This is a genomic window from Pseudomonas sp. IT-P218 (assembly GCF_949767605.1).
Taxonomy (GTDB): Bacteria; Pseudomonadota; Gammaproteobacteria; order Pseudomonadales; family Pseudomonadaceae; genus Aquipseudomonas; species Aquipseudomonas putida_AE.
Genome location: NZ_CATKQQ010000014.1, coordinates 35,828 through 57,350 on the forward strand (window position 1 = coordinate 35,828; position 21,523 = coordinate 57,350).

Here is a 21,523-nt window from a genome sequence, read left to right on the forward strand (position 1 = left end):
TGATTCGATACTCTCGACGGTCTCAGTTCACAGCGGACGTCGCTTCGACATGACGCGGTAAAGTCACCCGGATCCGGGTGCCGCGTTGGCTCTGTACATCAGCCGGGCTGTCGATGGTGATTTGTCCATAATGCTCTTCAACGATGGAATAGACCAGTGCAAGGCCCAGACCGGTACCTTCACCCGGGTCCTTGGTGGTGAAGAAGGGTTCGAACAATCGGTCCATGATGCTCTTTGGAATTCCGCTGCCTTCGTCTTCCACGATCAGGTCGACCGTGTGTTCGCCGGCTTCGCTTTTTACCCGCACCGCGCTGCCCGCAGGCGAAGCGTCGCGGGCGTTCGAGAGCAGGTTGATCAAGACCTGGGCGAGCCGCTGCGGGTCGCCTTCGACCCAGTGGTCGGGGTCGCACAGGTTGTAGAACTGCACTTCGAAATTGCGCCGGTTCAGGGCCAGCAGGCCGATGGCGTCCTGGGCCACTTCCGCCAGACAGACGGGCTCGTCGCTGTGCTGGTGGCTGCCGGCATGGGCGAAGCTCATCAACGACTGCACGATGCGCGACACGCGCTTGGTCTGTTCGAGGATCTGCCCGCTGATTTCCTTGAGCTCGCCGTCTTCCTCGCGCTCTTCGCGCAGGTTCTGCGCCAGGCAGGCGATGCCGGTGATCGGGTTGCCGATTTCATGGGCCACGCCCGCGGCCAGGCGACCGATGCTGGCCAGGCGCTCGGAATGCACCAGTTTGTCTTCGAGCATCTGGGTTTCGGTCAGGTCTTCCACCAGCAACACCAGACCACTGTTGCCCGGTGCGAGTGGTTCATCGATCGCCGCTTTGTGCAGGTTCAGCCAGCGAGTCTGGCCGTCGAGGGCCAGGTGCTGTTTGTGCAAGTGCTCATCCGGAACGTTAATGAAGCCTTGCAGCAGCGCTTTCCACGGATCGGCAATGGTGCTCAGGCGCGAACCGACCACGCGCTGCGCGGCGATCCCGGTCAGTTCCTCCATGGCTTTGTTCCACATGAGGATTTCCTGGTCCTTGGCCAGCGAGCAGACGCCCATCGGCAACTCTTGCAGGGTCTGGCGGTGATAACGGCGCAGGGCATCGAGTTCGGCGGCCAGGCCGGTCAGGCGTGAATGGTAGTCCTCGAGGCGGCTTTCGATGAAGTGGATGTCTTCGGTGACATAGTTTTCGCCGCCGGCCTTGTAGGGCAGGAAGGTCTCGACCATGTCCTGGGCCACGCTCGGTCCCATCAGGCCTGAGAGGTTGGCTTCGATGCGGTCGCGCAGGCGGCGCAAGGCGTACGGCCGTCGTTCGTCGAAGGGCAGGTAAAGATCGCGCAGGGCCTGCTCGACCTCCTTCTGCGCGGCCTTGGCACCCAGCGGTTTGGCCAACTGGGTGGCGAATTCCTGGGGCGAGGCGGCGTGCAGTTCGCGGCGTTGCGGGCGGCGCACGTTGTCCACGGCGCAGGCTTCGGCGGCGCTGGCTTCTTCGGTGCTGGCATTGGTGAACAGCGAAATCAGGGTGAACATCAGCACGTTGGCGGCCAGGGAGGCGATCGCGGCCATGTGCCAACTGGTGTCGTCGAGCACGTAGATCATGTTCAGCAACGGGATATAGAAGCCCTGCAGGTTGCCGACCAGCGGTAGCAACATGGTCACCAGCCACACCAGGATCCCCGCTAGCAGCCCGGCAATGAAGCCGCGACGGTTGGCGGTCGGCCAATACAGCACCGACAGCACGCCAGGCAGGAACTGCAGCGTGGCCACGAAGGCGACGATGCCGAGGTTGGCCAGGTCCTGCTCGGCACCCAGCAGCAGGTAGAAGCCGTAGCCGGCCATGATGATGGCGACGATCAGGGCTCGACGGGTCCACTTCAGCCAGCGGTAGATGTTGCCTTCGGCCGGCGGCTGGTACAGCGGCAGCACCAGGTGGTTCAGAGCCATGCCGGACAGGGCCAGGGTGGTGACGATGATCAGGCCGCTGGCGGCGGACAGTCCACCGACATAGGCCAGCAGTGCCAGGGCCTTGCTGTTGGCGGCGATGCCGATGCCCAGGGTGAAGTATTCCGGGTTGGTGGTGGCGCCGAGCTTCAGGCCTGCCCAGAGAATCAGCGGCACGGCCAGGCTCATCAGCAACAGGAACAGCGGCAGGCCCCAGCTGGCGCTGACCAGCGAGCGCGGATTGAGGTTTTCGGTGAAGGTCATGTGGTACATGTGCGGCATGACGATCGCCGAGGCGAAGAACACCAGCAGGAGTGTGCGCCAAGGGCCTTCCTGCAGTGGCGTGTGCAGTGCGGCGAGGGCGGTCTGGTTTTGCAGCAGCCACAGTTCCAGCTGTTGCGGGCCGTCGAACACGCCATACAGCGCATAAAGGCCGACGCCGCCGAGGGCGATCAACTTGATCACCGATTCGAAAGCAATCGCGAACACCAGGCCTTCATGTTTTTCCCGGGTGGCGATGTGCCGGGAGCCGAAAAAGATCGTGAACAGCGTGATCAGGGCGCAGAAGCTCAGTGCCACGCGATGCTGTACCGGCTCGCGGGTGAGGATGCCGATGGAGTCGGCGACCGCCTGGATCTGCAACGCCAGCAGGGGCAGAACCCCGACCAGCATGAAAATCGTGGTCAGCGCGCCGGCCCAGGTGCTGCGAAAGCGGAAAGCGAACAGGTCGGCAAGGGACGACAGCTGATAGGTGCGGGTGATCTTCAGGATCGGATACAGCAACACCGGCGCCAGCAGGAATGCACCGGAAACGCCCAGGTAGCTGGACAGGAAGCCGTAACCATACTGATAGGCCAGGCCCACGGTGCCATAAAAGGCCCAGGCACTGGCATAGACCCCCAGCGACAAGGTGTAGGTCAGTGGATGGCGAATGATCGCCCGGGGGATCATGCCCCGTTCGCTGACCCAGGCCACGCCGAACAGCACCGCCAGGTACGCGGCGCTGATCAGGATCATCTGGGTCAGGCTAAAGCTCATCGGCATCTTTTTGGCTCTGCAGGATGAAGGTCACGACGATCAGGATCAGCCAGAGCAGATAAGGGCGATACCAGGCGCCAGTGGCGTCGATCCACCAATCCATGATGGCCGGGGAAAACAGATAAATCCCCACTACCAGGAGCAGGACCAAGCGATAGATGTACATCCCGGCCTCTCTTTTTTATGCGCGTGCCCGAAAACGTGCGGCGATGGTAACGGATGGGTGCGCCACTGCAAGCACGATCACTGTAGCTGCGCCTCGGGCAGGCTCAGTGTGCGCGGGATCAGCAGGGCATCCCAGTGGGTTATGCCCCAGTCCAGCACTTCCCGTGGCGTGGCGTAGGCCAGTTCGGCGCCGGGTTTCTGCCCCAGTGCGCGCAGGGCCCGCAGCAACAAGGGGGTGGCCTGGTCTTCGCTCAAGGGCGGTGAGCGGTAGGACTTGCCGAGCTTGTTACCATCGGGCTGGGTAATCAGCGGGATGTGCAGGTAGCGCGGCTGGCGCAGGCCGAGCAGTTCCTGGAGGTAGAGCTGGCGCGGCGTCGAGTCCAGCAGGTCGGCACCGCGGACGATGTCGGTGATGCCTTGCCAGGCATCGTCCAGGACCACCGCCAGTTGATACGCGTACAACCCGTCGCGGCGGCGAATCACGAAATCGCCGACATCCCGGCCCAGGTGCTGGTGGAACTCGCCCTGCACGCGGTCGATGAAGTGATAATCCAGTTCAGGCACGCGAATACGAATGGCGGCGTCTTCCGTGCCGTGTCCGGCATTGCGGCACAGCCCCGGATAAATGCCGTGGTACGGCTCCAGCTGTTTGCGCGAGCAGGTGCAGGCGTAGGCCAGACCCTGGCTGAACAGGCGATTGAGCACTTCGGCATAGGCCTCGTGGCGGTCGCTCTGGCGGACCATCTCACCATCCCACTCGAAACCGTAGCTCTCCAGAGCCTTGAGGATCGCCGCCTGGGCGCCGGGCTCTTCGCGGGGCGGGTCGAGGTCTTCCATGCGCATCAGCCAGCGGCCACCCACCGAGCGGGCGTCGAGGTAGGAGGCCAATGCGGCGACCAGCGAACCGAAATGCAGGTGGCCACTGGGCGTGGGGGCAAAACGCCCGATGTAGGTAGAGGCGGCGATGGCAGTCATAAGGGCAATATTACTTTTTCCAGGCTTGCGCCAACCACCCTGTGGGAGCGGGCTTGCTCGCGAAGAGGCCATCAGCCTCAACATCAATATAGGCTGATGCACCGCTTTCGTCGGAACGCCGCCCGGAGCAAGCCCGCTCCCACAGGGTTTCCTGCCGAAGCAAATATCAGAAACAAAAACGGAGCGTTCGCACGCTCCGTTCTTCGTTCAAGCCGCGATTATTTGCCGACTTGCTTTTCCTTGATTTCCGCCAGTGTCTTGCAGTCGATGCACAAGTCAGCGGTAGGACGGGCCTCAAGGCGCTTGACGCCGATCTCGATGCCGCAGGATTCACACCAGCCGTACTCTTCGTCTTCGATCAGCTGCAGCGTCTTGTCGATCTTCTTGATCAACTTGCGCTCACGATCGCGGGCTCGAAGCTCGAGAGCGAACTCTTCTTCCTGGCTGGCACGGTCTGCCGGGTCCGGGAAGTTGGCCGCTTCGTCCTTCATGTGGTCCACAGTCTTGTCGACACCTTCCATCAGCTCTTTTTTCCACTGATTCAGAACCTTGGTGAAGTGCTTGCGCATGGGCTCGCCCATGTACTCTTCGCCAGCTTTCTGAACATAGGGCTCGAAGCCGCTGATCGTCTGATTCGCTTGTTGCTTTGCTTGGGTGGACATGAAATAGACCGCCTCTACTCTTGTAATCCATCTGCGCAGGATTGCTCCATCACCGGCACCTGCCGGCCCTGCGGCTGCAAGCGGGCGAACTTACCAGATCAAATCAGACCGCGCTACTCCCGGATGTCGAGGGCGCAGCCCGCGGTGCTGGCAAATGCTGGCAAAGTGTTGCCTGGTGGCTCTGGAACCCGGCTCAATTAATGATTTTAGTCAAACCTGGGGCACTCGCTCAGTTCGTTTGTGGCCCGGGTCATATGGCCTCTGACCGCTTTAGGTTCTCGCTCGTTCCTGCGCTTGGGTAGAATCGATTCTTTTCCCTGTTGAAGGAAGGCCAATGGCTCAGTCCTACAGTGCCCGCAGTCGCGCAATCGAACCTTTTCATGTCATGGCGCTGCTGGCGCGGGCCAATGAATTGCAGGCTGCCGGTCACGATGTGATCCACCTGGAAATCGGCGAACCGGACTTCACCACCGCCGAGCCGATCATCCGCGCCGGGCAGGCCGCGCTGGAAGGGGGCAAGACGCGCTACACCGCCGCCCGTGGCATTCCCGAGCTGCGTGAGGCCATTTCGGCCTTTTATCAGCAGCGTTATGGCTTGAACATCGACCCGCGCCGCATTCTCATCACCCCCGGTGGTTCCGGTGCGCTGCTGCTGGCCAGTGCCTTGCTGGTCGATCCAGGCAAACACTGGCTGCTGGCCGACCCGGGTTACCCGTGCAACCGGCATTTCCTGCGGCTGGTGGAAGGCGCCGCGCAGCTGGTCCCGGTCGGACCGGAGGTGCGTTATCAACTGACCCCGGATTTGATCGCCCGGCATTGGGATCACGACAGCGTGGGCGCGCTGGTGGCTTCCCCGGCCAACCCGACCGGCACCATCCTCACCCGCGACGAGCTGGCGGGCCTGTCCCAGGCCATCAAGCAGCGCCACGGCCACCTGGTGGTGGACGAGATTTACCATGGCCTGACCTACGGCACCGATGCGGCCAGCGTGCTGGAAGTCGACGACAGTGCCTTTGTGCTAAATAGTTTTTCCAAGTATTTCGGCATGACCGGCTGGCGCCTGGGCTGGCTGGTAGCGCCGGACGCGGCGGTGGGCGAGCTGGAAAAACTCGCGCAAAACCTCTACATCAGCGCGCCAAGCATGGCCCAGCACGCGGCGTTGGCCTGTTTCGAGCCGGCCACCATTGCGATCCTGGAAGAGCGTCGCGCCGAATTCGGACGTCGTCGGGATTTCCTCCTGCCAGCCCTGAGAGATCTCGGTTTCGGGATCGCCGTCGAGCCGGAAGGCGCGTTCTACTTGTACGCTGATATCAGCAAGTTCGGCGGCGATGCCTTCGCGTTCTGCCGTCACTTCCTCGAAACCGAACATGTCGCGATTACCCCGGGGCTGGACTTCGGCCGCTATCAAGCCGGGCACCATGTGCGGTTTGCCTACACCCAAAACCTCGAACGCTTGCAGGAAGCGGTGGAGCGTATCGGTCGTGGTCTGCGGAGCTGGCAAGGCTGATGCGTTTTCATCCCCCTCTCGAAGAAGGTCGGTTGATTCGCCGCTATAAGCGTTTTCTCGCCGATATCGAAACCGTCGATGGTGAGTTGCTGACCATTCACTGCCCCAATACCGGCTCGATGCTCAATTGCCAGGTCGAAGGCGGGCAAGTCTGGTTCAGCCGCACCAATGACCCCAAGCGCAAGCTGCCCGGCACCTGGGAAGTCGGCGAGACCCCGCACGGGCGCTTGTTCTGCGTGAACACGGGGCGGGCCAATGGCCTGGTCGAAGAGGCGCTGCGGGCGGGCGTGATCACCGAGTTGAACGGTTTCACCGAGCTGAAGCGTGAAGTCGCCTACGGCCAGGAAAGCAGTCGCATCGATTTCCGCCTCGATTACCCGGGTGGCCCAGCGTACGTGGAGGTCAAAAGCGTCACCTTGGGTTACGACGGCACGCCCGTGGCGGCGTTTCCCGATGCGGTTACCCAGCGTGGGGCCAAGCATTTGCGTGAATTGGCGCATCTGGCCCGGGACGGGATTCGCGCGGTGCAGTTGTATTGCGTCAATCTCACGGGCATCGAGGCCGTGCGGCCGGCTGAAGAGATCGACTCAGCCTACGCCCAGGCCTTGCGCGAAGCCGTGGCGTGCGGAGTTGAAGTGCTGGCCTACGGCGTACGCCTGAGCCATGAGGAGATGGTGGTGGACCGGCGTCTGCAGGTGTTGCTCGGCGGTTAGAGGCTGACCCAGATGCCTTGCGCGTCTTCGCGGCAATCGACACGGGTCAACGATTGCCCTGCGCAAGGGCCGGCGACACATTCGCCATCTTCGATCAGGAACAGGGCGCCATGGGTGGCGCACTGGATCAGGCTGTTGCTGGGGTCGAGGAACTGGTCGGGGCTCCATTCCAGTCCGACGCCACGGTGCGGGCAGCGGTTGATATAGACGTAGACCTGGCCGCCCCGGCGCACGGCGAACAGCCTCTGGCCGTCAATGTCGAAACCGCGGCTGCTGGCATCGGCCAACTCGATGCCGGTACAGAGAAATTTCATGCTGATCCTCAAATGGCGCAATTGCCCGGTGCGAGCAGAACTCAGGTGCTCAGGATACTTGGCGCAGCGCCGGATGACTTTTCCACAGGCAAAAAAAGACCCGGCAAGAGCCGGGTCAAATAACCGTGATTAGCCTGATGAGGAGATAATCTGAGAGTCCGAACCAAGGGCTTTTCAGAAGATCGACCAGTCTCGCGACCAGTTGTGATAATCATATCGATTCTCATTACCAAGTCAACAGGTGATTTTCCATTTCTTCGATTCGTGTCGCACGCTCGTTCCAAGTCCTTGTATTCATTGAGCTCTGCCTGTCGTTTTCAGTGCCATCAGTTGTGTAACCTGTTTATTCAGCAGGTCGATACGGCGGGCCATGCTCTCGATCAGGCAGCTGGCAATCTTCGGATTGCTCTGGGTGAGGCTCAGGAACTGGTCCTTGGGAATACGCATTATGGTGCTTGGTTCGCTGGCGATGACCGTAGCGCTGCGTTTCTCGCCGGTAAACACCGCCATGGCGCCGAAAATCTCGTCCTTGGGCACATCGCCCACTTTGAATCCATCGACAAATGCTTCGGCGTGACCTTCGATGATCACGAACACATGGTCCGCCTCATCGCCCTGATGGATCAGCGTTTCGCCGCTGGCGACGCGCTGGAAGCCGTTGGTGGCGCGAAATTCCGGTTGCTTGAGGCGTGCTACGGCATCGGACAGCAGGGCCGTCTGGCCCGCCATGTATTGCAGGAACAGTTCCGAGCGAGTCGGGTCGGCGTAGATGTGCTGGAACACCTGCGATCGAAGGTAGGGCGTCAGCGCCAGGGGCGTCTTGCTGCACAGACGACAGCGCGGCAACCCCGCGTCCTGGCGCAGGCCGATCAGGTCGCCCTGGCGCAGATAGAACAGCGCGCGATCATCGATGCATCCGTGCAATCGACCGCTGTCCAGCATGTACAGCTGGTCGCTGGGTAGCGCCGCGGCGAGGTCGTCGATGGCAGGAAACTCGACGGCGGGCCCACTCGGTGCCAACCCCTGCAACAGGCGGGCAGGAAGGTTTTGCAGTCGATTGATCAGTGTTTCGGCGTAAGCCGGTTGTTCCCCGAGTAAGTACATGGCGAGCGGTACTCGTTCAATTCTTGTGGCGTGACGAGATGGCTTCGAGCTGTTTGTTCAAGGCTTCCTTGCGTTCGGCGGGAATGTCGTTCCAGTGCACGTCCATCAACGCGCCTTCGATTGCGTACAACAACACCTTGGACGCCCGAAACCCGCGCGTGCGCACGGCCCGATAGGCATCCACCGCCCCCAGGCGACGCAAGTCCGAGGCGCTGTGGATGCCCACGGCATGCAGCCACTGCGCCGACGTCTTGCCAAGATTCTTCAGGTGTTGCAGTTCATCATTCATCAAGCCTCCTTGCGATGGCCGAATGGTGCGTGGGCAAGCTTCTGAGGAGTGTAGCCATCAGTAGGAAAAGCGTGATTGTTTGCTCGTTTTTGACGCAAACGCTTCTAAGAGGGTGCAGGCGCGAGTGCTTCGAAAAGCTGCGAAGAGGAGGGTAAGGATGATAAAAACGATAGAATTTCAGGCAAAAAAGCACGCAGTCAAGCGCGAGGCGAGGGCGCGGGACTTGTCAATTCAGACGGGCGATCAGCGGGTGCGATAACGCAGGCGCGTACCGAAGTTCATCGACATCAGGATTTCGTCGGCGCTCAGTTCCACCGGGAAGTAGGCGCCGGAAATCTGCGCGTGGGCGAGGCTCGCCCCTTCAAGCGATGCGTTGCGAAAATCGATGCCGCGCAAATCGGCGGAGCGGAAATAGGCGTCGGTGAAGTCGATGCCGTCGGCGTTCAGTTCGCGCAGGTCCAGGCCGCGGAAATCACCACCGACCATGTCGATAGGCCCTTGCTCGGGGCGCTCTTTATTGAAGCCCGCGATGTCGTCTTTGTGCAGCAAGGCGTAGAGCGGGGTGTCGAGCAGTTTCGGTTGGCTCATTTTGCGTCACCTGTTGGATTCATGACGCCAGTGTAGTGCCACTATCTAAAAGCCGCGAAGCCGGGGCAGGCTTCACGGCTCAAAGGTTTGCTTACAGTCCCGGCAGGCGCTGGCGAATCTGTTCCACCACCGTGTCGAGGGTGCCGCTTTCATTGGTCTGTACGCGCTTGCTGCAGAGAATTTCTGCAGGCGTCAACGCTTCACGGCTGGCTTGCTGGGCTTCGATCACGGCCAGGGTAGCGTCGGACGGATCCTTCTTGTCGACCTGGCGCAGGGCCAGCCAGCTCTCGATCACTGCTTGCGGTGCATTGCAGTCTAGGATCAGGAACGGTGCGCCGGTTGCCTCGGCCACTTTCGCCGCGCTGTCGCGCTGCGCATGCTTGAGGTAAGTGGCGTCGACCACCACCGGGAACCCGGCGTGCAGGATCACTGCGGCAATGTCGTGCAGGCGCTGGTAGGTCGCGGCGCTGGCGTCGGCACTATAAATGCCGGCCTGCAGGTCATTGGCCACGGTTTGCTCGCCGAACAGGCGTTTGCGTTCGACATCGGAGCGCAGGCGAATCGCCCCCAGTGCTTCCACCAGGCGCATCGCCACGTGGCTTTTGCCCACGGCGGACACACCGTGGGTGATGGCCATGAAACGCGAAGGGATGGTGCTGTAGCTTTCCGCCAGGTTGGCGTAGTTGCGGTATTGGCGCAGTGTCGTGGCGCGCTGTACCGGGGTCGCCTCGGCCGGCATGCTGAACAGACTTACCTTGGCGCGAACCAGGGCGCGGTAGGCCTTATAGAAGTTGAGCAGTTCCAGGCCCTGGTAATCGCCGGTCAGCTCCAGGTACTGGCTGATGAATCGGCGTGCCAGGCACTTCAGGCCGCGGTCTTCCAGGTCCATCGCCAAAAACGCGGTGTCGGCGTACACGTCGGTGAAGCGGAACGGTTCGTTGAATTCGATGCAGTCGAAGATCACGACCTGGCCGTCAATCACCGTAGCGTTGCCCAAGTGGATATCACCGTGGCATTCGCGAATGAAACCCTCGGCCTTGCGCTGGCTGAACAGTGGCTTGAGGCGTTCGAAGCTGCTGTCGGCCCAGGCCTGCAGGGCGTCCAGTTGCAGCAGGTCGGCCTTGTCGCTGAGGAAGGGGCGAATCTGCTCGAAGTTTTGCCGCACAGGGGCCATGACACTGTCCGGGGTCCCGGCTTCGTGTTCTGCCGGCACGCGCGGTGCGTCAAGGTGGAAGCGGGCGATCTGGTCAGCCATCTGGTCGACGTGCGCGGGCGTCAATTCGCCGTTGGCTTGCAGCGTGCTGAGCAAACCGTCCTGGCCAAACTGGCGCATTTTCAGGGCGTACTCGATGGCCGGGCCTTCGCCGCCCAGTTGCGGTGCTTCGGCGCTACCGGTGATCGGTAGCACTTCGAGATAAAGATCCTGGGTCAGGCGCTGGTTCAGGCGCAGTTCTTCAGCGCAGAAATGCCCGCGAGCCTCGAGGGTGGTGAAGTCGAGGAAGCCGAAGTTCATCGGCTTCTTCACTTTATAAGCAAAGGGGCCGGTAAGCACGACCCAGGAAATGTGGGTCTCGATGACCTTGAATCCATCTACAGGATGCGGGTAGAGGGCCTTGTTTTGCAGGGCGGCGATCAGGGACTGGCTCACAGGCGATCCTTAAGAGTCGGAAAAAATTCAGGTCGTCATTATGGCGTCTAGCCAGCCTAACGCAAACTTGCGGGCCTCCTGTTGAGTATGAATAAAGTGCGTATAATCCGCCGCCATGACTCGTACTCGATCCCCCCGTACCCCAAAAAAACCACCCTCCAGAGGCCTGCGGCCCTGGCTGGGCTGGGCCCTTAAACTCAGCCTGGTCGGCCTCGTGGTGCTGGCCGGGTTCGCCGTGTACCTCGATGCCATCGTGCAGGAGAAGTTCTCCGGCAAGCGCTGGACCATTCCGGCCAAGGTCTACGCGCGCCCGCTCGAGCTGTTCGTCGGACAAAAGCTGAGCAGGGACGATTTTCTCACCGAGCTCGATGCCTTGGGCTATCGCCGTGAAAGCGTGGCCAACGGTCCGGGCGCGGCGTCGGTCAACGGCAATACCGTCGATCTGAATACCCGTGGCTTCCAGTTCTATGAGGGTATGGAGCAGGCGCAGCCGGTGCGTGTGCGCTTCTCGGGTGATTACGTGGCCGAGCTGTCGTCGACCAAAGGCTCGAAGTTGTCGGTGGTGCGCCTGGAGCCGCTGCTGATCGGCGGCCTGTACCCGAAAAACCTCGAAGACCGGATCCTGATCAAGATCGACCAGGTGCCGCCGTATCTGCTCGAAACCCTGGTCGCTGTCGAGGACCGTGATTTCTATCACCACTTTGGTGTTTCGCCGAAGTCGATCGCCCGTGCGATCTGGGTCAACGGTTCGTCGGGCCGCATGCGCCAGGGTGGCAGTACCCTGACTCAACAGCTGGTCAAGAACTTCTACCTGACCAACGAGCGCAGCCTGAGCCGTAAGCTGACCGAAGCGATGATGGCGTTGCTGCTCGAACTGCACTACGACAAGCGTGAAATCCTCGAGGCTTACCTCAACGAGGTGTTTGTCGGCCAGGACGGTCAACGCGCGGTGCACGGTTTCGGGTTGGCCAGCCAGTTCTTCTTCAGTCAGCCTCTGGCCGAGCTCAAGCTGCATCAGGTGGCCTTGCTGGTCGGCATGGTCAAGGGGCCATCCTCCTACAACCCGCGCCGCTATCCGGAGCGTGCACTCGAGCGGCGTAACCTGGTGCTCGATGTGCTGCAGGAACAGGGCGTTGCCACGGCCGAGCAAGTCGAAGCGGCGAAGAAAATGCCGCTGGGCGTGACCAAGCGCGGCAGCCTGGCGGACAGCTCGTTCCCTGGCTTCCTGGACCTGGTCAAGCGCCAGCTGCGCGAAGATTACCGCGACGAAGACTTGACCGAGGAGGGGCTGCGGATCTTTACCAGCTTCGATCCGATCCTGCAGATGAAAGCCGAAGCGTCGGTCAATGACACCTTCAAGCGCCTCTCCGGCCGCAAGGGTTCGGATGATGTCGAGGCGGCCATGGTCGTGACCAACCCGGAAACCGGTGAGGTGCAGGCGATGATCGGCAGTCGCCAGGCCAGCTTTGCCGGGTTCAACCGGGCGCTGGACGCGGTGCGGCCGATCGGCTCGTTGATCAAGCCGGCGGTTTACCTGACGGCGCTGGAAAAACCCAGCCAGTACACATTGACCAGTTGGCTGTCGGATGAGTCCTTCTCGGTCAAGGGCGCGGACGGCCAGGTCTGGAAACCACAGAACTACGATCGCCGCTCCCACGGCACGGTTTTCCTTTATCAAGGGCTGGCGCACTCCTACAACCTGTCGACCGCGCGCCTGGGCCTGGCCGTGGGCGTGCCGAATGTCCTCAAGACACTCGGGCGCCTGGGTGTCAGCCGCGAGTTCCCGGCCTTCCCGTCGATGTTGTTGGGTGCCGGCGGCATGACCCCGATCGAAGTGGCAACCATGTACCAGACGCTCGCCAACGGTGGTTTCAATACGCCAATGCGCGGGATTCGCAGTGTATTGACGGCTGAAGGCGAGCCGCTCAAGCGCTATCCGTTCCAGATCCAGCAGCGTTTCGACCCGGCGTCGATCTACCTGATCCAGAGCGCGATGCAGCGGGTCATGCGCGAGGGTACCGGCAGCTCGGTTTACAACGTGTTACCAAAGACCTTGACCCTGGCCGGCAAGACCGGCACCAGTAACGACTCGCGGGACAGTTGGTTCGCCGGGTTCAGTCAGGACTTGCTGGCGGTGGTCTGGTTGGGGCGCGACGATAACGGCAAGACCCCGTTCACCGGTGCCACCGGTGCGTTGCAGGTCTGGACCAGCTTCATGCGCAAGGCCGACCCGTTGCCGCTGGACATGCCGCAGCCGGATAATATCGTTCAGGCCTGGGTCGATTCGCGCACCGGACAAGGTTCCGACGCCGGTTGCCCGGGCGCCGTGCAGATGCCGTATATTCGCGGCAGCGAACCGCCTCCCGGTGCCGCTTGCGGTGGCGAAAGCCCTTCCGGCGAAACGGTGATGGATTGGGTCAAGGGCTGGATGAATTAAGCAAAGAGGGTTTCAAGTGAACAAGTGGTTGATTCCAGCGGTTACCGCCGTGGCTTTGCTCAGCGGCTGCTCCACGGTGCAGCGCGGCTCGATTCCGGTGGAGGACTCCGGCACCAGGGTTTCCAACAGCGAGCGCGTATCGGCGAACGGCGGATACCGTCAGACGACGGTGCAACGTCCTGTGCAGTCCAGGCCTCAGGAGATTCCACAAGGCGATACCGGTGTGGTCGTGATGGTGCCAGGTGGTGGTGCGGTGGCGTCGGCACCGATCAGCACTGGTCCAATTACTCCGGGGCCCATTACTCCAGGACCAATAACGCCAGGCCCGATCGACACGTCGCCTGTACAGTCGGCACCGGTCAATCAGGGCAGCTACAGCATGCCGTCGACGCCGAGCGGTATTCCGTCGGCCAGTAGTTCCGGTGGCCTGTCCGCCGACGAGCAACTGGACGGTCCGGTACTGGCCCTGTTGACCACCGCTCAGCAACAACAGGCCAGCGGCGACCTCAATGGCGCTTCGTCCAGCCTCGAACGTGCCCAGCGTGTGGCCCCGCGTGAGCCGCAAGTGCTGTATCGCCTGGCACAAGTGCGCATGGCCCAAGGCGATGCGCCGCAAGCCGAGCAATTTGCCCGCCGTGGCCTGACCTTCGCCAACGGCCGTCCGGCACTTCAAGCCAGCCTGTGGGAACTGATCGCCCAGGCGCGTGAGAAGCAGGGCGACTCCTCGGGCGCGGCACTGGCTCGTCAGAAAGCCAAGGTCACGTCGTAATGGATGCACGCTTTCTAAAAATCGCCGATCAGCTACTGCTGATCGAGCGTGAATTGCGCGTGCAAGGGTGGTGGGACGAAGTTCCACCCTCCGCTGAAGCGCTGTCCAGTGTTGAGCCGTTTTCGGTCGATACACTGGACTTCGAGCAGTGGCTGCAATGGATCTTCCTGCCGCGCATGAAGATGATCCTCGAGCAGGACCTGCCATTGCCGAACGCATCGGGCATCCAGGAAATGGCGGAAATGGTCTTCGCCGGACGCAATGTCCAGGGCCGGGATCGTCAGCTGCAGGTGTTGCTCAAAGAGTTCGATCAACTGATCACTGCCTCCCGCTAACCCGCCCCTTCGTCGGAACCTGTGGTGCCTGCGGGAACCTGTAGGAGCTGTCTCGTGGAACGAGGCTGCGATCTTTTCAAAGATCAAGAGATCGCAGCCTCGTTCCACGAGACAGCTCCTACATGCAGTTGTCGGCAATCTGTTTCTGCGTTTCGCCGATGCGCTCCTGGCGTTGGGAGTCATCCAGACGCCGCATCTGACCATCCACTTCCTCTCTCAAGCGCGGATTATTCTGCAACTGCGCCAGGTTGGTTCGTGCCTGTTCGCAGAAAGCCCTCAATTGATTCTGTTGCTCGGCCACCTGCTGCTTCACCGACTTGTCGATCGCCTGTTGGTCACCAATGGCGCCGCTCTGTGCGGCGGTACCCGATTTTCCAGAGGAGGCGGGCGTGACGAGGGTCGTGGCTGGCTGATCCCTGGGCGGTTGCGCATCGAAATGGGTAACGCCCTGGGCGTCGACCCACTGGTAAATTTGCGCGGCCAGGGACAGCGGGCTGAGGGCGGCCATCAGGCCGGCGATGAAGAAGTGCGTACGCATGCCAATTCCTAGTCAAAAGTTGCGCAATTGAAGCTAACACACTGGAGGTTTACAGGTTTTTTCTTGCGTTCTCATGTGGTTAGTAGAATAAACCTCATAGACGACTTGACTTGCAGGGGACGAAACAGAAGAATCCAAAGTCCGCTGTAGAGGGACTGCCAGAAGCAGACCCACTCGGCAGATCATGAGGCGCACATCCGCGCCGACCTGTTACACCCGCAACGCGTTACCTCGCGCTGGGTGGGAAAGGCCCGCAACACTTGGGACGATCCCAATACTTGCTCAGTCAGTGCTGACGTAGTCGGCGACCACCGTCGCTCATGCTCTGCTGAGAAGTAAACCTATTAAGACCCGTCCCTTTTGTGGGCGGTATTCTGGCGTTTTAGAGGTGAACAACGTGGAGCTTTTATCTGGCGGTGAGATGCTCGTCCGCTTTTTGCGTGACGAAGGCGTCAAATATATCTACGGGTACCCGGGTGGTGCTCTTCTTCATGTCTATGATGCCCTGTTCAAAGAACCGGAAGTGACCCACATCCTGGTTCGTCACGAGCAGGCCGCGACCCATATGGCTGACGGCTACGCCCGTGCCACCGGTAAAGCCGGCGTGGTACTGGTGACTTCCGGCCCGGGCGCGACCAACGCCATCACCGGTATCGCCACGGCCTACATGGACTCCATTCCGATGGTGGTGATTTCCGGCCAGGTGCCGAGCACCATGGTCGGTACCGACGCCTTCCAGGAAACCGACATGATCGGTATCTCCCGGCCGATCGTGAAACACAGCTTCATGATCAAGCACGCGTCGGAAATCCCGGAAGTCATGAAGAAAGCCTTCTACCTGGCGCAATCCGGTCGTCCTGGTCCTGTCGTTGTCGATATCCCGAAAGACATGACCAACCCGGCCGAGAAGTTCGAATACATCTTCCCGAAAAAAGCCAAGCTGCGCTCCTACAGCCCGGCCGTTCGCGGCCACTCGGGGCAAATCCGCAAGGCGGCAGAAATGCTCCTGGCGGCCAAGCGTCCCGTGATGTATTCGGGCGGTGGCGTGATTCTCGGCAACGGCTCCGCGCCGCTGACCGAGCTGGCGAAAATGCTCAACCTGCCAGTGACCAATACCCTGATGGGCCTGGGCGGTTTCCCTGGCACCGACCGTCAGTTCATCGGCATGCTGGGCATGCACGGCAGCTACACCGCCAACCTGGCGATGCACCATGCTGACGTGATCCTGGCCGTCGGCGCACGGTTCGACGACCGCGTCATCAACGGCGCATCGAAGTTCTGCCCGAACGCCAAGATCATTCACATCGACATCGACCCGGCTTCGATCTCCAAGACCATCAAGGCCGATGTGCCTATCGTGGGTCCGGTCGAGAGCGTCCTGACCGAAATGGTCGCGATCCTCAAGGAAATCGGCGAGACCCCGAACAAGGAGTCCGTTGCCAGCTGGTGGAAGCAGATCGACGAGTGGCGCGGTGACCGCGGCCTGTTCCCTTATGACAAGGGCGACGGCAGTGTCATCAAGCCGCAAGCGGTGATCGAGACCCTGTGCGAAGTGACCAAGGGCGATGCCTTTGTTGCTTCCGACGTGGGTCAGCACCAGATGTTCGCGGCGCAGTACTACAAGTTCAACAAGCCGAACCGCTGGATCAACTCCGGTGGCCTGGGCACCATGGGCTTCGGTTTCCCGGCGGCCATGGGTATCAAGTTGAGCTTTCCGGATGACGACGTCGCCTGCGTAACGGGCGAGGGCAGCATCCAGATGAACATTCAGGAACTGTCGACCTGCCTGCAATACGGTTTGCCGGTAAAAATCGTCATCCTGAACAACGGTGTGCTGGGCATGGTTCGCCAGTGGCAGGACATGAGCTACGGCAGCCGCCACTCTCATTCCTACATGGAATCGCTGCCTGATTTCGTCAAGCTGGCAGAGGCCTACGGCCACGTTGGCGTGCGCATTACCGATTCGAAAGATTTGAAGTCGAAGATGGAAGAGGCGTTCGCCATGAAAGATCGCCTGGTGGTGATCGATATTTCGGTCGACACCAGCGAGCACGTCTACCCGATGCAGATCAAAGACGGCTCCATGCGCGATATGTGGCTGAGCAAGACGGAGCGTACTTAATCATGCGGCACATTATTTCCTTGCTTCTGGAAAACGAACCTGGCGCTTTGTCTCGTGTAGTCGGCCTGTTCTCGCAGCGCAACTACAACATCGAAAGCCTGACCGTGGCGCCAACCGAAGACCCGACCCTGTCGCGTCTGACGCTGACCACCGTGGGTCACGATGAAGTCATCGAGCAGATCACCAAGAACCTGAACAAGCTGATCGAAGTGGTCAAATTGGTCGACCTGTCGGAAAGTGCTCACATCGAGCGCGAACTGATGCTGGTCAAGGTCAAGGCCACCGGCGCCCAGCGCGCCGAGATCAAGCGCACCACCGATATTTACCGTGGACAGATCGTCGATGTCAGTGCCAGCGTGTATACCGTTCAATTGACCGGTACCAGCGACAAGCTCGACAGCTTCATCCAGTCCATTGGCACCGCTTCGATCCTGGAGACCGTCCGCAGTGGCGTCACCGGTATCGCCCGCGGCGACAAAGTACTCAGCATCTAAACCAAATTAGCGAATGGCCTGAACGGCCTGATATAGGGGAAATTCATGAAAGTTTTCTACGATAAAGACTGCGACCTGTCGATCATCCAGGGCAAGAAAGTTGCCATCATCGGTTACGGTTCCCAGGGCCACGCTCAAGCGTGCAACCTGAAAGACTCCGGTGTTGACGTGACTGTTGGCCTGCGCAAAGGCTCGGCCACCGTTGCCAAGGCTGAAGCCCACGGCCTGAAAGTGACTGACGTTGCTTCCGCCGTTGCTGCTGCCGACCTGGTCATGATCCTGACCCCGGACGAGTTCCAGTCCTCCCTGTACAAGAACGAAATCGAGCCGAACATCAAGAAAGGCGCCACCCTGGCCTTCTCCCACGGCTTCGCGATCCACTACAACCAGGTAGTGCCACGCGCTGACCTCGACGTGATCATGATCGCGCCGAAGGCACCAGGCCACACCGTGCGTTCCGAGTTCGTCAAAGGCGGCGGTATCCCTGACCTGATCGCGATCTACCAGGACGCTTCGGGCAACGCTAAAAACGTAGCACTGTCCTACGCAGCTGGCGTGGGTGGCGGTCGTACCGGCATCATCGAAACCACTTTCAAGGACGAGACCGAAACCGACCTGTTCGGCGAACAAGCCGTTCTGTGCGGCGGTACCGTTGAACTGGTAAAAGCCGGTTTCGAAACCCTGGTTGAAGCTGGCTACGCGCCGGAAATGGCCTACTTCGAGTGCCTGCACGAACTGAAGCTGATCGTTGACCTCATGTACGAAGGCGGTATCGCCAACATGAACTACTCGATCTCCAACAACGCCGAGTACGGCGAGTACGTGACCGGCCCGGAAGTCATCAACGCCGAATCCCGTCAGGCCATGCGCAACGCCCTGAAACGTATTCAGGACGGCGAATACGCCAAGATGTTCATCAGCGAAGGCGCTACCGGCTATCCTTCGATGACCGCCAAGCGTCGTAACAACGCCGCGCACGGTATCGAAGTCATCGGCGAGCAACTGCGCTCCATGATGCCGTGGATCGGTGCCAACAAGATCGTCGACAAAGCCAAGAACTAAGTCGAGCTCTTGTACGAAAAACGCGGCTTAGGCCGCGTTTTTTCGTTTGGGGGGCTGGTTCTGGTATAAAGCTGCATCGTTTGCGGTCGAACCGTCGTCCCAGACACCTGTCGAAACTTTCCACCCCGTTGCAAGGTAATGTCCATGAGCGAACGTCCCGAAGAGCCAAACCAGGCCTCTGACGCCGAAAGCCTGCTGCCCATCGATGAACATGTCGAAGAAGGGCATGACGCTGAAGGCCGTAAAGTCCGGCATCGTGGTATCTATCTTCTGCCGAATCTGTTTACCACGGCGAACCTGTTCGCCGGTTTCTATTCCATCATCAACTCGATGAGTGCACAGGCTGCCTTGAGCGCCGGTGACTCGATCGGTGCGAGCAAGTATTTCGCCTTTGCCGCCATCGCGATTTTCGTGGCCATGGTGCTCGACGGCCTCGACGGTCGCGTTGCGCGCATGACCAATACCCAGAGCGCCTTCGGTGCCGAGTACGACTCACTGTCGGACATGGTCGCCTTTGGTGTGGCACCGGCATTGCTCGCCTTCGGCTGGGCCCTGGGCGACATGGGCAAGGTTGGCTGGATGGTCGCCTTCATCTATGTAGCGGGCGCGGCGTTGCGCCTGGCGCGTTTCAATACCCAGGTCGGTACCGCCGACAAGCGCTATTTCATCGGTCTGGCCAGCCCGGCCGCAGCCGGTGTGGTGGCGGGGATAGTCTGGGCGTTCAGCGATTACGGCATCCAGGGTTCGAAGATGTCCTTCCTGGTGGCGCTGATGGTTGCGGCGGCCGGCATGCTGATGGTCAGCAACATCAAGTACAACAGCTTCAAGGAACTGGATCTGAAGGGGCGCGTACCTTTCGTGGCGATCCTCGCCGTGGTGCTGGTGTTTGCAGTCGTGTTCAGTGATCCGCCGCGTATCCTGCTCCTGGTATTCCTCGGCTACGCAGCCTCAGGTCCCGTGCAATACCTGTTACATCTTCGTCGGCGCAAAAGCGCCGAGTGATGTAATTTCCCTCATACTCCGCAGTACGTTGGTGCGTCTGTTCTCCAATGCTGCGGAGTAGCCATGCTGATCAAAGTCCCAAAAGCGTCCGACTGCCATGAGTCGGACGTCACGCCTGAATCCCTCTACCTTTCTCGACGCAATGTTTTGGGTGCGGCCGTGGCCGGATTGGCCGTGAGCAGTCTGCCTCGATGGGCTGTGGCCGATGAAGCGGCGCGTTACCCGGATGTCGAGCCTGGCAAGGCACCGTCCTGGTTTGCCGAAAAGCTTCCTGCCACACAGTGGGGCGCCGTCACCGTCAAGGATGAGGCAATCACCCCGTTCAAGGACGCCACGCACTACAACAACTTCTATGAGTTCGGCGCAGACAAAGGCGACCCGGCTGCCAACGCTGGCGCACTGAAGACCCAACCCTGGACCGTGGTCGTGGACGGGGAGGTGGGCCGGCCTGGGCGGTATGCGCTGGAAGACTTCATGAAGCCTTATCAGTTGGAAGAGCGCATCTACCGTCTGCGCTGCGTGGAGGCGTGGTCGATGGTGATTCCATGGATCGGTTTCCCGATTTCGGCATTGCTCAAACAGGTGGAACCTACGTCAAAAGCCAAATTCATCCGCTTCGAAACCCTGCAGGATCCCAAGAGCATGCCAGGCCAACGGTCCGGGTTCGCCTTGATCGACTGGCCTTATGTAGAAGGGCTGCGATTGGATGAAGCCATGAACCCACTGGCAATACTGGCGGTGGGCATGTACGGGCGAGAGTTGCCGAATCAGAACGGGGCGCCCCTGCGTCTGGTGGTGCCATGGAAATACGGGTTCAAAAGCATCAAGTCCATTGTCCGGATAAGCCTGGTGAGCGAGCAGCCTGAAACCACCTGGCAGAGCATTGCCTCCGACGAGTACGGCTTTTACGCGAACGTGAACCCTACGGTTGACCACCCGCGCTGGACTCAGGCGCGCGAGCGTCGATTGCCCAGTGGCCTGTTCAAGCCGAATGTACGCGTCACGCTGATGTTCAACGGCTATGCGGATGAAGTCGCTTCTTTATATGCAGGGCTAGATCTGCGGAAGAATTACTGATGCGCCATCCGCTCTGGCGTACAGCGGTTTTCGTGAGTGCAATGGTGTGGCCGCTGCTGTGGTTGGACCAGGCCTGGCAGGATGCACTGGGGCCAGATCCTGGCAAGGTGCTGGTGGACCGGTTGGGGTTGGGGACGCTTGTTCTGTTGCTCATCACATTGAGCATGACGCCGCTGCAAAAGCTCACGGGTTGGGCCGGGTGGATAGCTGTCCGGCGGCAACTGGGGTTGTGGTGTTTCGCTTACGTCGTCCTGCATTTGAGCGCCTACCTTGCGTTCATCCTTGGGTTCGACTGGTCGCAGCTGGGTGTGGAGCTGCGCAAACGTCCGTACATCATTGTCGGGGCCTTGGGCTTTTTGTGTTTGCTGGTGTTGGCGTGCACTTCCAATCGCTACAGTCAGCGGCGTTTGGGCGTGCGCTGGAAGAAGCTGCATCGTCTGGCGTATCTGATTCTGGTGCTCGGATTGCTGCACATGCTCTGGATCGTGCGTGCCGATCTGAAGGAGTGGGCGATCTATGCGTCCATAGGTGCGCTGTTGTTAGTGCTGAGGCTGCCGCCCCTGGCGCGTCGAATCCCGCGTTTGGTGGCTAAAAAGGGCACTTCTGCCAAAAAGGCCTAATTAGTGGTTGACGGCAGATTCTGGAAGCCTATAATTCGCCCCACTTCCGGCGCAGTCGAAACGGAAAACTCCTTGGTAAACAATGAGTTACGCAGTTTTGACAGCAGGTTGCTTCAGTTCATCGAGGCGCG

21 protein-coding genes are annotated in these 21,523 nt (G+C 60.4%); 11 read left to right on the forward strand and 10 right to left on the reverse strand.

The window, feature by feature from the left end; translation table 11 throughout:
• Nucleotides 1–22: 22 nt before the first annotated feature.
• The 4 genes from ACM6I6_RS12660 to dksA all read right to left on the reverse strand — a co-directional run bounded on the left by ACM6I6_RS12660 (nt 23) and on the right by dksA (nt 4,773).
• Complete coding sequence (locus ACM6I6_RS12660) at nt 23–2,977, reverse strand: sensor histidine kinase (protein WP_274074584.1); 2,955 nt, start codon at nt 2,975–2,977, stop codon at nt 23–25.
• Nucleotides 2,961–3,137 (reverse strand): hypothetical protein, encoded by a 177-nt coding sequence (locus tag ACM6I6_RS12665; RefSeq protein ID WP_003176118.1) that lies wholly within the window; start codon nt 3,135–3,137, stop codon nt 2,961–2,963. The genes ACM6I6_RS12660 and ACM6I6_RS12665 overlap by 17 nt, the downstream gene beginning before the upstream one ends.
• A gap of 77 nt (nt 3,138–3,214) precedes the next feature.
• A complete protein-coding gene (gene gluQRS / locus ACM6I6_RS12670) occupies nt 3,215–4,111 on the reverse strand; it encodes a tRNA glutamyl-Q(34) synthetase GluQRS (RefSeq protein ID WP_274074585.1) in 897 nt (298 codons plus the stop codon).
• Nucleotides 4,112–4,329: 218 nt separating this feature from the next.
• Nucleotides 4,330–4,773, reverse strand: coding sequence for an RNA polymerase-binding protein DksA (dksA, locus tag ACM6I6_RS12675; protein ID WP_046815673.1), 444 nt, complete (start codon nt 4,771–4,773; stop codon nt 4,330–4,332).
• 334 nt (nt 4,774–5,107) lie between these two features.
• On the opposite strand from dksA, the gene ACM6I6_RS12680 reads away from it, so the two are divergent.
• Both ACM6I6_RS12680 and sfsA read left to right on the forward strand, forming a co-directional pair.
• A complete protein-coding gene (locus tag ACM6I6_RS12680) occupies nt 5,108–6,280 on the forward strand; it encodes a pyridoxal phosphate-dependent aminotransferase (RefSeq protein ID WP_274074586.1) in 1,173 nt (390 codons plus the stop codon).
• Nucleotides 6,280–6,993: a DNA/RNA nuclease SfsA gene (gene sfsA, locus ACM6I6_RS12685; RefSeq protein WP_414919982.1), complete on the forward strand. Its 714-nt coding sequence runs from the start codon at nt 6,280–6,282 to the stop codon at nt 6,991–6,993. The genes ACM6I6_RS12680 and sfsA overlap by 1 nt, the downstream gene beginning before the upstream one ends.
• On the opposite strand, the gene ACM6I6_RS12690 is transcribed toward sfsA, so the two are convergent.
• From ACM6I6_RS12690 to ACM6I6_RS12710, 5 genes are all read right to left on the reverse strand, one after another.
• Nucleotides 6,990–7,307: a Rieske (2Fe-2S) protein gene (locus tag ACM6I6_RS12690; RefSeq protein ID WP_274074588.1), complete on the reverse strand. Its 318-nt coding sequence runs from the start codon at nt 7,305–7,307 to the stop codon at nt 6,990–6,992. The two genes, sfsA and ACM6I6_RS12690, sit on opposite strands and share 4 nt — an antisense overlap.
• Before the next feature lie 294 nt (nt 7,308–7,601).
• On the reverse strand, nt 7,602–8,411 hold the full coding sequence (locus ACM6I6_RS12695) for a Crp/Fnr family transcriptional regulator (protein ID WP_274074589.1): 810 nt from the start codon (nt 8,409–8,411) through the stop codon (nt 7,602–7,604).
• 16 nt (nt 8,412–8,427) lie between these two features.
• Entirely contained in the window at nt 8,428–8,700 is a 273-nt protein-coding gene (locus ACM6I6_RS12700) for a TfoX/Sxy family protein (RefSeq protein WP_007971093.1), read from the reverse strand.
• A 243-nt stretch (nt 8,701–8,943) separates the two neighbouring features.
• Nucleotides 8,944–9,288 (reverse strand): pentapeptide repeat-containing protein, encoded by a 345-nt coding sequence (locus ACM6I6_RS12705; protein WP_274074590.1) that lies wholly within the window; start codon nt 9,286–9,288, stop codon nt 8,944–8,946.
• Between the two features lie 91 nt (nt 9,289–9,379).
• A complete protein-coding gene (locus tag ACM6I6_RS12710; RefSeq protein ID WP_274074591.1) occupies nt 9,380–10,936 on the reverse strand; it encodes an AAA family ATPase in 1,557 nt (518 codons plus the stop codon).
• Nucleotides 10,937–11,051: 115 nt separating this feature from the next.
• Here ACM6I6_RS12710 and mrcB point away from each other — a divergent pair, with 115 nt between their 5' ends.
• The 3 genes from mrcB to ACM6I6_RS12725 are packed head-to-tail and all read left to right on the forward strand — an operon-like array spanning nt 11,052 to nt 14,477.
• The gene (gene mrcB, locus ACM6I6_RS12715) at nt 11,052–13,373 is read left to right on the forward strand and encodes a penicillin-binding protein 1B (RefSeq protein ID WP_274074592.1); all 2,322 of its coding nucleotides are present in this window, start codon (nt 11,052–11,054) and stop codon (nt 13,371–13,373) included.
• Between the two features lie 16 nt (nt 13,374–13,389).
• Nucleotides 13,390–14,142, forward strand: a complete 753-nt coding sequence (locus ACM6I6_RS12720; protein WP_274074593.1) for a tetratricopeptide repeat protein — start codon at nt 13,390–13,392, stop codon at nt 14,140–14,142.
• Complete coding sequence (locus tag ACM6I6_RS12725) at nt 14,142–14,477, forward strand: YqcC family protein (protein WP_154910693.1); 336 nt, start codon at nt 14,142–14,144, stop codon at nt 14,475–14,477. Before ACM6I6_RS12720 ends, ACM6I6_RS12725 begins: the two co-directional genes overlap by 1 nt.
• A 118-nt stretch (nt 14,478–14,595) precedes the next feature.
• Here the strand turns inward: ACM6I6_RS12725 and ACM6I6_RS12730 are convergent, their stop codons facing one another.
• The gene (locus ACM6I6_RS12730; RefSeq protein ID WP_323608702.1) at nt 14,596–15,015 is read right to left on the reverse strand and encodes a DUF4124 domain-containing protein; all 420 of its coding nucleotides are present in this window, start codon (nt 15,013–15,015) and stop codon (nt 14,596–14,598) included.
• A gap of 397 nt (nt 15,016–15,412) precedes the next feature.
• Between ACM6I6_RS12730 and ACM6I6_RS12735 the strand changes: the two genes are divergently transcribed.
• The 6 genes from ACM6I6_RS12735 (at nt 15,413) to msrQ (ending at nt 21,392) form a co-directional block, all read left to right on the forward strand.
• Nucleotides 15,413–17,137, forward strand: a complete 1,725-nt coding sequence (locus tag ACM6I6_RS12735) for an acetolactate synthase 3 large subunit (RefSeq protein WP_274074595.1) — start codon at nt 15,413–15,415, stop codon at nt 17,135–17,137.
• Nucleotides 17,138–17,139: 2 nt separating this feature from the next.
• A complete protein-coding gene (gene ilvN / locus ACM6I6_RS12740) occupies nt 17,140–17,631 on the forward strand; it encodes an acetolactate synthase small subunit (RefSeq protein ID WP_003176102.1) in 492 nt (163 codons plus the stop codon).
• Nucleotides 17,632–17,676: 45 nt separating this feature from the next.
• Nucleotides 17,677–18,693 (forward strand): ketol-acid reductoisomerase, encoded by a 1,017-nt coding sequence (ilvC, locus tag ACM6I6_RS12745; RefSeq protein ID WP_007909969.1) that lies wholly within the window; start codon nt 17,677–17,679, stop codon nt 18,691–18,693.
• A gap of 144 nt (nt 18,694–18,837) precedes the next feature.
• A complete protein-coding gene (gene pssA / locus ACM6I6_RS12750; protein ID WP_077185869.1) occupies nt 18,838–19,695 on the forward strand; it encodes a CDP-diacylglycerol--serine O-phosphatidyltransferase in 858 nt (285 codons plus the stop codon).
• A 63-nt stretch (nt 19,696–19,758) separates the two neighbouring features.
• Complete coding sequence (msrP, locus tag ACM6I6_RS12755) at nt 19,759–20,772, forward strand: protein-methionine-sulfoxide reductase catalytic subunit MsrP (protein WP_414919983.1); 1,014 nt, start codon at nt 19,759–19,761, stop codon at nt 20,770–20,772.
• Complete coding sequence (gene msrQ / locus ACM6I6_RS12760) at nt 20,772–21,392, forward strand: protein-methionine-sulfoxide reductase heme-binding subunit MsrQ (RefSeq protein WP_323608701.1); 621 nt, start codon at nt 20,772–20,774, stop codon at nt 21,390–21,392. The genes msrP and msrQ overlap by 1 nt, the downstream gene beginning before the upstream one ends.
• Nucleotides 21,393–21,523 lie beyond the last annotated feature (131 nt).

Excerpts from the sequence above, each read along its gene's own strand:
- pssA (WP_077185869.1), top strand. The coding sequence starts at position 18,838 with ATGAGCGAACGTCCCGAAGAGCCAAACCAGGCCTCTGACGCCGAAAGC.
- ACM6I6_RS12730 (WP_323608702.1), bottom strand. The coding sequence starts at position 15,015 with ATGCGTACGCACTTCTTCATCGCCGGCCTGATGGCCGCCCTCAGCCCG.
- mrcB (WP_274074592.1), top strand. The coding sequence starts at position 11,052 with ATGACTCGTACTCGATCCCCCCGTACCCCAAAAAAACCACCCTCCAGA.
- ilvC (WP_007909969.1), top strand. The coding sequence starts at position 17,677 with ATGAAAGTTTTCTACGATAAAGACTGCGACCTGTCGATCATCCAGGGC.
- ACM6I6_RS12660 (WP_274074584.1), bottom strand. The coding sequence starts at position 2,977 with ATGCCGATGAGCTTTAGCCTGACCCAGATGATCCTGATCAGCGCCGCG.
- ACM6I6_RS12725 (WP_154910693.1), top strand. The coding sequence starts at position 14,142 with ATGGATGCACGCTTTCTAAAAATCGCCGATCAGCTACTGCTGATCGAG.
- ACM6I6_RS12690 (WP_274074588.1), bottom strand. The coding sequence starts at position 7,307 with ATGAAATTTCTCTGTACCGGCATCGAGTTGGCCGATGCCAGCAGCCGC.
- ACM6I6_RS12665 (WP_003176118.1), bottom strand. The coding sequence starts at position 3,137 with ATGTACATCTATCGCTTGGTCCTGCTCCTGGTAGTGGGGATTTATCTG.
- ACM6I6_RS12695 (WP_274074589.1), bottom strand. The coding sequence starts at position 8,411 with ATGTACTTACTCGGGGAACAACCGGCTTACGCCGAAACACTGATCAAT.
- ACM6I6_RS12700 (WP_007971093.1), bottom strand. The coding sequence starts at position 8,700 with ATGAATGATGAACTGCAACACCTGAAGAATCTTGGCAAGACGTCGGCG.
- dksA (WP_046815673.1), bottom strand. The coding sequence starts at position 4,773 with ATGTCCACCCAAGCAAAGCAACAAGCGAATCAGACGATCAGCGGCTTC.
- ACM6I6_RS12680 (WP_274074586.1), top strand. The coding sequence starts at position 5,108 with ATGGCTCAGTCCTACAGTGCCCGCAGTCGCGCAATCGAACCTTTTCAT.
- ACM6I6_RS12705 (WP_274074590.1), bottom strand. The coding sequence starts at position 9,288 with ATGAGCCAACCGAAACTGCTCGACACCCCGCTCTACGCCTTGCTGCAC.
- msrQ (WP_323608701.1), top strand. The coding sequence starts at position 20,772 with ATGCGCCATCCGCTCTGGCGTACAGCGGTTTTCGTGAGTGCAATGGTG.
- ilvN (WP_003176102.1), top strand. The coding sequence starts at position 17,140 with ATGCGGCACATTATTTCCTTGCTTCTGGAAAACGAACCTGGCGCTTTG.
- gluQRS (WP_274074585.1), bottom strand. The coding sequence starts at position 4,111 with ATGACTGCCATCGCCGCCTCTACCTACATCGGGCGTTTTGCCCCCACG.
- sfsA (WP_414919982.1), top strand. The coding sequence starts at position 6,280 with ATGCGTTTTCATCCCCCTCTCGAAGAAGGTCGGTTGATTCGCCGCTAT.
- msrP (WP_414919983.1), top strand. The coding sequence starts at position 19,759 with ATGCTGATCAAAGTCCCAAAAGCGTCCGACTGCCATGAGTCGGACGTC.